Source organism: Microcystis sp. LSC13-02, assembly GCA_002282935.1.
GTDB lineage: Bacteria > Cyanobacteriota > Cyanobacteriia > Cyanobacteriales > Microcystaceae > Microcystis.
On record MTBT01000217.1, the window covers coordinates 1 to 10,540 of the forward strand.

The 10,540-nt window shown below is 37.1% G+C and carries 7 protein-coding genes and 4 pseudogenes; all 11 read left to right on the plus strand.

The window, feature by feature from the left end; all coding sequences use genetic code 11:
• Positions 1-185 (plus strand): annotated as a pseudogene (locus BGL89_RS13415) (CDP-glucose 4,6-dehydratase); the annotation flags it as partial.
• 58 nt (positions 186-243) lie between these two features.
• Entirely contained in the window at positions 244-1,599 is a 1,356-nt protein-coding gene (rfbH, locus tag BGL89_RS13420) for a lipopolysaccharide biosynthesis protein RfbH (RefSeq protein ID WP_286826125.1), read from the plus strand.
• A gap of 58 nt (positions 1,600-1,657) precedes the next feature.
• Positions 1,658-2,554 carry an NAD-dependent epimerase/dehydratase family protein gene (locus BGL89_RS13425; protein WP_286826126.1) on the plus strand — a complete coding sequence of 299 codons (897 nt, stop codon included), beginning with the start codon at positions 1,658-1,660 and terminating at the stop codon, positions 2,552-2,554.
• Positions 2,551-3,570 carry an NAD-dependent epimerase/dehydratase family protein gene (locus tag BGL89_RS13430; protein ID WP_286826127.1) on the plus strand — a complete coding sequence of 340 codons (1,020 nt, stop codon included), beginning with the start codon at positions 2,551-2,553 and terminating at the stop codon, positions 3,568-3,570. Before BGL89_RS13425 ends, BGL89_RS13430 begins: the two co-directional genes overlap by 4 nt.
• 30 nt (positions 3,571-3,600) lie before the next feature.
• A complete protein-coding gene (locus tag BGL89_RS13435; protein ID WP_286826128.1) occupies positions 3,601-4,545 on the plus strand; it encodes a glycosyltransferase family 2 protein in 945 nt (314 codons plus the stop codon).
• A gap of 53 nt (positions 4,546-4,598) precedes the next feature.
• Positions 4,599-5,888, plus strand: coding sequence for a glycosyltransferase family 87 protein (locus BGL89_RS13440; protein ID WP_286826129.1), 1,290 nt, complete (start codon positions 4,599-4,601; stop codon positions 5,886-5,888).
• Between the two features lie 137 nt (positions 5,889-6,025).
• Positions 6,026-6,681: pseudogene (locus tag BGL89_RS13445) on the plus strand (Uma2 family endonuclease).
• Between the two features lie 122 nt (positions 6,682-6,803).
• On the plus strand, positions 6,804-7,553 hold the full coding sequence (locus BGL89_RS13450) for a Uma2 family endonuclease (RefSeq protein ID WP_286826130.1): 750 nt from the start codon (positions 6,804-6,806) through the stop codon (positions 7,551-7,553).
• 87 nt (positions 7,554-7,640) lie between these two features.
• Positions 7,641-9,761: a hypothetical protein gene (locus BGL89_RS13455; protein WP_286826131.1), complete on the plus strand. Its 2,121-nt coding sequence runs from the start codon at positions 7,641-7,643 to the stop codon at positions 9,759-9,761.
• Between the two features lie 147 nt (positions 9,762-9,908).
• Positions 9,909-10,130, plus strand: a pseudogene (locus BGL89_RS13460) (Uma2 family endonuclease); the annotation flags it as partial.
• 67 nt (positions 10,131-10,197) lie between these two features.
• Positions 10,198-10,540, plus strand: a pseudogene (locus BGL89_RS13465) (hypothetical protein); the annotation flags it as partial.

Genomic DNA, 10,540 nt, shown 5'->3' on the forward strand with positions numbered 1-10,540 from the left:
AGGCTTTCCATAGCCTAAAATGGCAACCCGTCTGGGATTTTCGACAAACCCTCAAGGAAACGGTGACTTGGTATTATCAAGCGGCTCAAATGGACTCTGAAGATAAAGCACAATTCCAAGACCTTACTCGCCAACAAATCGAATATTATCAAAGTTGTCTGGTGAATCAGAGAACTCAAGGCTGATAAGGATACAAATTAAGTAATAATAAGTTGAAATTTCTCCCCTGAAAGGAAATTAACCATGACTCAATCTATTTCTCCCCCCAATACCAATACTGAAGCAGAACTGCGAGAGCAAGTCTTTCAAGCGGTTCATAAGTACTATGACTTCAAATTTCAACCCCGGGCTTTTGTGGCGGGGCAAACCTATGTTCCGGTTTCGGGTAAGGTATTTGATGAGCAAGAATTAGTCAAATTAGTCGATTCTTCCCTAGATTTCTGGCTCACGACGGGCAGATATGCCGCAGAATTTGAGGAACGTTTTGCCCAGTGGATGGGAGTAAAACATTGCTTATTAGTCAATTCGGGTTCTTCAGCCAATTTAGTGGCTTTAAGTGCCTTAACTTCCCCTAAATTGGGGGAAAAACAACTTAAACCGGGGGATGAGGTGATTACTGTTGCCGCAGGTTTCCCGACTACAGTTAATCCTATCTTCCAAAATCAGCTAATTCCCGTCTTTTTAGACGTTAAACTACCAGGTTATGACCTCGATATTGATCAACTGGAATCGGCCTTGTCAGAAAAGACTAAAGCGATTATGATCGCCCATACCTTGGGAAACCCGTTCAATTTAGAGGCGGTGATGGCTTTTGCCGAAAAACATGACCTTTGGGTAGTGGAGGATAACTGTGATGCGGTGGGAAGTCTCTATAAAGGGCAAAAAACTGGCACCTTTGGGCATTTAGCAACGGTTAGCTTTTATCCCGCCCATCACATGACTATGGGAGAAGGTGGCGCGGTTTTAACCAGTGATACCCGCTTGAAAAAGATTGTCGAGTCATTCCGTGACTGGGGCCGAGATTGTTGGTGTCCTCCGGGGGTAGATAATACTTGTAATAAGCGCTTCGGTTGGCAGTTAGGAGATTTGCCCTTTGGCTATGACCATAAGTACACCTATTCTCATGTGGGTTATAACCTAAAGATGACCGATATGCAAGCCGCCGTCGGGGTAGCGCAACTGGATAAATTGCCCGGATTTATCAAAAAGCGCCGGGAAAATTTCGACTTTTTGCATGAAAAATTACAAGACTTACAAGATGTTTTGATTTTGCCTGAAGCCAGCCCCCATTCTGAACCGAGTTGGTTCGGCTTTCCTATCTTAGTTAGGGAAGATGCGCCTTTTAGCCGTAATGATTTAGTTAAGCATTTGGAGGAAAAACGCATCGGCACAAGGCTATTATTTGGGGGTAATTTACTGCGACAACCTCTGTATCAAGGATTAAATTATCGGGTAATAGGAGACTTGTCTAATGCAGATAAAATCATGGCAGGAGTCTTCTGGATTGGGGTATTTCCGGGATTAACCAAGGAGATGTTAGAGTATGTAGCAGCGACTATCCGAGAGTTTTGTAGAGGTCTGGATCAGAGTCAAAGCTGAGAAAGCAACTTCTATTAAACATTTATCCCAAATATTGGGATTATAGACTCATATATCAATGGATAATTTGATGGGCAAAACTATTTTAGTGACTGGTGGAACTGGTTTTCTAGGAAGTCATCTGGTTAAACGGATAGTAAAAGATCATTTGAATGTTATTGTTGTCAAGCGTTCAAGCTCTAAACTTTTCCGATTAGGTTCGATTGTTGACAAAATAAGATTCTATGATCTTGACCAGATTGATATAGAAGATATTTTTCAAGAAAATGTCATTGACATAATCATCCACTGTGCTACCAATTATGGTCGTTTTGCCGTTCCCCCTACAGATATTATCCAAGCGAATCTTTTTTTGCCTTTGAAAATTCTACAAATAGCAGAAAATCATCAGGTAAAAACATTCATTAATACTGATACCATTCTAGATAAAAGAGTCAATTACTATTCCCTTTCTAAAAAACATTTTTTAGACTGGTTATCCTTATTTTCTCAAAAAATGGTTTGTATTAATGTCGCTCTAGAGCATTTTTACGGACCTTTTGATGATCGTTCTAAGTTTGTCTCTAAAATTATCTTAGATTTGCTGCATGAAGTAGATTTTCTTGATTTGACATTAGGAGAACAGAAGCGAGATTTCATCTATATTGATGATGTGGTAGAAGCCTTTATCAAACTGATTCAGTTTAGTTTTGATGTTCCTAACAATTTATATCGCTATGAAATAGGTACAGGAAAGAACATTGAAATTCGAGAGTTTGTTCAAATGGTTAAGACAATGACCGAAAATAAAGTCACTCGACTGAATTTTGGTATGCTTCCTTATCGTGAAAATGAAATCATGGAATCCCATGTGGATATTTCAATGTTATTAAAACTAGGTTGGCAACCCCAAATTTCTCTAGTTGAAGGGTTAAAGTACACTATCGATCAGGAAAGGAGTAGTATCAATCAATGAAATATTTAATTACTGGTGGCTGTGGATTTTTGGGTAGTAACATTGCTGCACAAAAATTGAAAGAAGGAGAAGAATTGCTCGTTTTTGATAATTTGTATCGCTCTGGTTCAGAACAAAATCTTAACTGGTTGCGAACTCAAGGTCGATTTCAATTTGCCCATGGAGATATTCGTAACACCAATGACGTAAATCGTACAATCAAAGAGTTTAAACCTGATGTTATTTTTCATTTAGCGGGACAGGTTGCAATGACTACCTCCATTGCTAATCCCCGTATGGATTTTGAAATTAATGCCTTGGGGACTATCAATGTCTTAGAAGCCGTGCGTCAGCATTCTCCTGATAGTGTGATAGTCTATTCTTCAACCAACAAAGTTTACGGAGACCTGGAGCAATGGGAATATCAGGAACTAGAAAAGCGTTATTTTTGTCCAGATCATCCTCAAGGGTTTGATGAATCTATTCCTCTTGATTTTCACTCACCTTATGGATGCTCTAAGGGTGCGGGGGATCAATATATGTTAGACTATGCTCGTATTTTCGCTCTAAGAACGGTTGTGTTCCGTCATTCTTCGATTTATGGAGGTCGTCAGTTTTCTACCTACGATCAGGGATGGATTGGTTGGTTTTGTCAAAAAGCTTTAGAAGCCAAAGCTAATCATCAAGCAGAACCATTTACCATTTCAGGTAGTGGTAAGCAGGTACGAGATGTCTTATATGCTAGTGATGCGATCGCTTGTTATCTAGCGGCTGTTGAGCATATCGATAATGTTAAGGGGGAAGTTTTTAATATTGGAGGAGGAGTGGAAAATAGTCTTTCTTTACTGGAACTATTTGATATTCTGGAAGAATTAACAGGAGCAAAATTAAATTATCAGAAGATTCCTGTTAGGCAAAGTGATCAACGAATTTTCATTGCTGATATCAGCAAAGCAACAACTCAACTTCAATGGAAACCAAAAGTTTCTAGCCGTGAAGGAGTCAGTAAAATGTTAAATTGGTTAAGTAATCAATAAAATTCAATTATCATATTAAAGAGGTGAATCATGAAAAAGCTTATTAGTGTTATGACTCCTTGCTATAATGAAGAGGATAACATTGAGGATTTGTACTCTCAAGTTAAGACAATTTTTGAAAATAAATTATCTGATTATGACTACGAACACGTTTTTATTGACAACTGTTCTAAAGACCGAACAGTAGACATCTTAAAAATGCTGGCTCGAAAAGACCCCAAAGTCAAAATTATCGTCAATGCCAGAAATTTTGGCTTTGTTCGCTCCTCCTATTACGGACTCATTCAACCAGATGGAGATGCCGTGATTTTTCTGATGGCTGACCTACAAGATCCACCCTCTTTAATCGTTGATTTTGTTACTAAATGGGAAGAAGGATATAAAGTTGTTCAAGGGGTGAGAAAAAACAGTAGGGAATCATTTGTGCTTTTTAAGGTCAAAAAACTCTATTACTATGTTCTCAGCGTTATATCTGATGTACAATTGACCAGAGATACAACTGGATTCGGTTTATATGATAAGTGTGTCATTCAAAGTTTGCGAAAAATTGATGACCCTTACCCTTACTTTAAAGGTTTAATTTCGGAATTGGGTTTCGGGATTGCTGAGGTTGAGTATGTCAGTGCAGCGAGAAAGAGAGGGGTTAGTAGTGCCAACTTCTTCATGCTTTATGATTTTGCTTTGCTTGGCATTACGAGTCATTCTAGAGTACCTATTAGAGTAGCAACTATGTCAGGTTTTATTATGAGCGTATTAAGCATATTTGTCGCTATTGCTTATTTAGTTGCAAAACTAATTAACCCCAATTTTTTACCGATAGGAATTGCATCTTTGCACATCACGATATTTTTCTTTGCTGCTGTGCAATTATTTTTTATTGGTATTATAGGTGAATATATTGGATTAATACATTTACGGTCTTTAAAGAGGCCTCTAGTTGTAGAGAGGGAGCGAGTTAATTTTGAACGCAAATAAAGAGCAAACTTTTTGTTTTTGATGAAATTTTGTACTATTAATTAGTAAACTATATGGAACGCAATATTAAAATCAAACTACTTAGCACAATTATAGTAATGGGCTTTACTATAGCTGTCTTTTATCACTATATCATGGGAGCTTATTTGGGCAATCAATTTCCTCTTAATACTTTTTTATTTGGGCCAAACGATAAGTTTAATGACTTTTGGAACATGGTTAACTTTATCAAGGAACTTAATCCCTACAGAAGTGATGTTTATATTTTTGGTATATATTATCCATTGGGGGAGTTATTTTTCTTCCCGTTTACTATATTTAAGAGCAGAGATTTAGCACTATTAGTGTTTTTGAATATTTTTTTAGTCTGCTGGCTGTTGTTCATAATCAATAATTTTTCTCAGACTAATAGATTAGACAATTTTCGTGATATTTTTGTGATTTCCTTCATGAGCTATCCTTTTCTATTTACTATAGATAGAGCTAATGCAGAATTATATACGTTCTTGTTTTTATGTGGTTTTGCTTACTTTTATAATAGCTTCAATCACTATAAATCGCTTTTTGCCTTAATTTGTCTATCCCTAGCAATTGCGATGAAACCATTTCCAGCAATTTTTCTAGTCCTATTGGCAAGCGAAAAAAAGTGGAAAAATATCCTCTATGTAATTATATTTGCCGCATTAATAACTATTTTTTCTCTGCTGTGTTTTCAGGGAAGTATTTTAGAAAATATTCAAGGATTGAGAAGAAATCAAGCAATGTTTGTGCAAGATTATGTGATCGGATCGGGAGGTTGGCCTTATGGGGTCAGTTTGTTCGGGTTGATCAAGGTTATTGCCGCTTTTGTCTTAAAGATTTCTAAAGATATTGGTATAATCTCATCATCAGATATAGTGCAAACATTTTTTGATTGGGTTTCACTACTTTTGAGACCCTATTCTGTACTATCGTTAATAATAGTAGGATTGGTAAGTTTATACATTCTGACTAAGGAGAAAATTTTCTGGAAAAAACTAGCTCTTTTAGTTTTTGTGATGAATGTTATCCCCCCCACATCAGGAGATTATCGACTTCTCAATCTTTTTATTCCTTCGGCTTTTTTTATTAATGAATCAAAGTCAAGTAAGTTTGATTTAGCCTATCTGCTCCTGTTTGGTCTTTTGCTCATTCCCAAAAATTACTTTATTATTCCAGCCATGACTAATGTAGGACTTAGTATAGCAGTTATTATTAATCCATTGTTAATGTTAATATTTGGGTTTTTGATTATCAAGGAAGGACTAAGTAAGACAACAAGAGATATACCCAAACAAAGCCTTGATAGGTCAGTTCGAGAATAAGTTTAACCTGATTGCCCAATTGTGAGAGACAATAGACAAAATATGACTAATACTGACAATTGCGATCACAGTTGTGTTGACATTGACAATGGTTTATGATAAGAAAGTAGCACCAGTTGTTCACCCCAACTAATCCAATGGCTCAAGAAACCCTCCTAATTGCAGCTAACCCACCAGGGATCAAGCTACCACCGACCCAAGATGAACTAACTTCTGATGATGGTATTCCCATGGAAACCCAGCGACACGGACTGCAAATGCAGTTATTAGTTAGACCTCTCTCCTGGTGGTTAAAAACCCAGGGACGGGAAGCGTTTGTCGGAGGCAATATGTTTGTTTACTTTAGCCCCAATCAAGTGCGTAACGAGGATTATCGCGGGCCCGATGTATTTGTAGTTGTGGACGTGCCTCGAAAAGAACGGAAAAGCTGGGTCGTCTGGGAAGAAGAAAAAGCTCCTGATGTGGTGATTGAGTTGCTCTCTGAAAGTACAGCGCAAAAAGATAAAGAAGAGAAAAAGCTCATCTATCAGAATCGTTTGCGGGTGACAGAATACTTTTGGTATGATCCCTTTGACCCAGAAGATTTAGCGGGACATCGCTTAGAAGGGGGCGTGGGGATGAACAAGAGCCGATTACTTGGCTGCGTTGGGCAACAGCAGAGGGGCAATTGCTCCCCACCATAGAGGAGTTGGCCGAGCAGGAAAAGCAACGGGCCGAGCGGGAAAAGCAACGAGCCGAGCGCTTGGCAGCAAAATTAAGAGCGCTAGGGGTTGAAGTTGATGATAGTGTATGAACTAATTGCAGGCATTGTCCACCTAAAGGTCTATTTGATAATTAATTTAATGCACCTACTTAGTCGTGGGCAGTTTATACTGAAGAGAGCTTATTAAATATTGGGAAGTAATGTTTACGACAATGACACCATCTACAATTAATTTGTTCAAAAAATCACCGCCAATCACCTGGGAAAAACTGCCAGATGATTTTATTCTACCTGACGAACCTGTGGACAACAACCTGCAACCTCTCTTAGCAGCAGCTTTACGAGAATCGTTAGAATTAGCAGGACTAATTCTAGAATCGATGCTAATTGCCTCTAATTTTGGCTTGTGTGCTACCGTTAAAACTCAAACAGTTGTCAAAGCACCTGATTGGGTTTATATTCCCTCAGTAAAACCGATTGCTAGTGGAGAAATTCGGCGCAGTTACACCCCCCATCTTGAAGGAGAAATTCCTACCATCGTCCTAGAGTTTATCTCGGAAACCGAAGGGGGTGAGTATTCCATCAATCCTCACTATCCCTATGGAAAATGGTATTTTTACGAGCAAATCTTACAAGTACCTGTCTATGGAATATTTCAGCCAAAAACCGGAGAATTAGAAATTTATCGATTGAATCAAGGAAGGTATGAACAACAAAAACCTGATGAAAACAATCGTTATTGGATAGCAGAGATTAACTTATTTTTGGGAGTCTGGCAAGGAACCAAAGCTGAATTTACTACTAATTGGTTGCGCTGGTGGGATAAGTCGGGAAATTTGCTATTATGGGGGAGTGAGTTAGTAGAACAAGAAAGGCAACGAGCCGAACAAGAAAGGCAACGAGCCGAGCGCTTGGCAGCACAATTGAGAGCGCTAGGGGTTGACATTGATGATAGTTTATGATAGAAAATAAACTTATTCTTTACTGTCTTTTCCCTTACTTTTGTTGAATCCAATACTTCAAATTAAATTAGATAAATGAACAAAAATATGATCGATAAATGGTTCAAAGGAGTAGGGGCGTTCCTACTTATTATTATTGATGTAGATTATCTTCTTACCACAAGATTTGGCAGATTGAAAGGAAATGAAAGTTATGAAGCAATGTGGTATCTATTGGTTTTAACTTCAATTGTTGTTTTACCTATATTCTTGGGTAAAGTTTTGAACTATTCAAGTTCTATTTTATCAAAAATAATCAATAATTGGCAAGTCACAAATCAAAGTCGTAATCTTGAGTTTTTATTTTCGTGGGGACTTGGTCTTGTTTTCAACACGATAGCAATTCAAAGAATCTTTACCCAAGGATCTGGTCAAAGTCTCGGGTTATATATCAGACCCGAGATGTCATCCAACTCAGATAAGCTGACAACTTATTTATCAAGCTTGAATTTTTTGGTGCTAATTCCAGTCGCATTAATTTTAACAGTTATTTTCTTTTTTCTCTTACATTTATTTTCTCTTCGTAAATTTTTGAGAACATTATTGATTGAGAATATAGCTTTTATTGGCGTTTTAGTAACGGTGACATCAGTTGCTTGGAGTCTGGTTTATAACGATCAATCGAACTACCATTTTAATGTGGTTATTTTCCCCTTAGCGGCCATTAATGGTGATTCCCCTTTTATTCCCCTTGTTGACGATGGATTTAAAAGTTTATATGGCGGATATTATCTTTTGCTTGGCCTACTATCACGATTAATAGGAAATAGTCTATTGTCTATCAAAATTGTTGTGTGTAGTTTGATTGCTCTTCAGATTATTCTTTACTATTTAATAGTTAAAGCTATCTACCAAAATCCATTGATCAGAATTTTGGTATTTATTAGCTGCCTGTTTTGGAGTTATTTTTATGGTAAGGTAGTAAGCCAAGATTTATACTTTCAATATTTTCCTTTAAGAACTTTATTTCCTTGTCTTTTGCTGGTTACTTTGTTGTATGTATCTGAAAGAAAATTTATCGATAAAGCTATTTTTTCTTTGAAGTTTTTAACACTTAACTTACGAGATTTACTTCTAGATTTTATAGTAGCAATGGCTCTACTAAGTAATTTTGATTCTGGTATATCTGTCTTGATTATGTATTTCTTTATTTACATTTGGAATGAGTTTAAAATAGATGCTTTTAGCGCAAAAAACATGATTAAAAGATTAACAGGATTCAGTATCAATCTTATCATTATCATTTTCATAATTATTTTTTGCTTTAGAATTTTGTCTGGAGAATTTATCAATTTTTATAATTATATAGGTTCTACTCTTAAATTTGGCTCTGGCTTTCTAGGTTTGCCTTTTCCAGATAATATATGGATGATATTTATGGTTGTTTACGGTTTTAACATCATACAATCTTTTCAGAGTCATGTTGAGGATAAAAACGCTAAGTATCGTTTTGTAATTGCCATCTGGGGAATAGTTAGCCTCTTGTATTTTGTCAATAGAAGTCATCCTTGGAATTTGATATCTGTATCACTTCCCTTCTTTCTTTCCTATGGTTGCTTGATTGATTATGCCTTTAGTTCTTATCGAAAAAAAATGTCTGAATCTGACCCAGAATTGATGGAGAATAAAATGGAATTTAGGGAGTTTTTACCAATCCTATTGCCCAATTCTTTTGATTTATTAAGACTCTCCCTGATCAGTGTATTAATCATGCCTTTTATTATTATGTCCCTAATCGCTTGTGTAAAATTTATACCCGCAACGATATCCAATTTCCAATTCCCTAAAAGCTATTCGCAAATGTCTGCTTTAGCCAGCTTGTCTGAGAGAGTAGATACATTAGAAAAGCAATTAAACCGACCATCAATTCTCCTTTCAGGTTTATTTGAATCCTATTATTATCTTCACAAAAACAGAAAAGTATTGTTCTATCCCGAGATAGCTTCTATTTTCCCTGGGGACAATTCTTTTCAGTCCCGTTTTATTGATGCTCTCAAGAAATTCAATCCAATTGTCACCCTATGTCCCATAAATGTACCTTTCATAAAAGAAAATCTTTATGGCACTTTTTTACAATTACTCTATGAGAATAATTATCAACTTGTAGAGTCAGAGAAAAACATAGATGACCCTATCCTGAGAAATTGTAATATTTACATAAAAGATTAGAACTGTAATATAGTCAGAGAATCTTGACAAAATCACATAACCTAAAACGAGCCGAACGCTTGGCAGCAAAATTGCGGTCGCCAGGGGTTGACATCGATGATAGTTTATGATAGGAAAGTCCCATCAGTTGTTCACCCCAACCAACCCATGGCTCAAGAGACACTCGTAATTGGCGCTAACCCACCAGAGATAAAGCTACCACCTACCCAAGATGAACTACCTTCTGATGACGGTATTCCCATAGAAACCCAGCGACACGGACTGCAAATGCAGTTATTAGTCAGACCTCTCTCCCAATGGTTAAAAACTCAAGGACGGGAAGCGTTTGTGGGAGGCAATATGTTTGTTTACTTTAGCCCCAATCAAGTAATGTACCTACTTAGTCGCGGACAGTTTATGAGAGCTTATTAAATATTAGGAAGGACTGTTTACGATAATGACACCATCTGCTATTGATTTACCTCCAAAATCAACGATAATCGCCTGGGAAAAACTGCCAGATGATTTTATATTACCTGACGAACCTGTAGATAATAACCTGCAACCTCTATTAGCGGCAGCTTTACGAGAATCTCTAGAATTAGCAGGACTAATTCTCGAATCGATGCTAATTGCTTCTAATTTTGGCTTATGTGCTACCGTTAAAACTAAAACTGTTGTCAAAGCACCTGATTGGGTTTATATTCCCTCGGTAAAACCCATTGCTAGTGGAGAAATTCGGCGCAGTTATACTCCCCATCTTCAAGGAGAAATTCCCGCAATTGTCCTAGAGTTTATCT

Bases quoted from the DNA above. Each gene is read 5' to 3' on its own strand.
- rfbH (WP_286826125.1), top strand. From the start codon at position 244: ATGACTCAATCTATTTCTCCCCCCAATACCAATACTGAAGCAGAACTG.
- BGL89_RS13425 (WP_286826126.1), top strand. From the start codon at position 1,658: ATGGATAATTTGATGGGCAAAACTATTTTAGTGACTGGTGGAACTGGT.
- BGL89_RS13430 (WP_286826127.1), top strand. From the start codon at position 2,551: ATGAAATATTTAATTACTGGTGGCTGTGGATTTTTGGGTAGTAACATT.
- BGL89_RS13435 (WP_286826128.1), top strand. From the start codon at position 3,601: ATGAAAAAGCTTATTAGTGTTATGACTCCTTGCTATAATGAAGAGGAT.
- BGL89_RS13440 (WP_286826129.1), top strand. From the start codon at position 4,599: ATGGAACGCAATATTAAAATCAAACTACTTAGCACAATTATAGTAATG.
- BGL89_RS13450 (WP_286826130.1), top strand. From the start codon at position 6,804: ATGACACCATCTACAATTAATTTGTTCAAAAAATCACCGCCAATCACC.
- BGL89_RS13455 (WP_286826131.1), top strand. From the start codon at position 7,641: ATGATCGATAAATGGTTCAAAGGAGTAGGGGCGTTCCTACTTATTATT.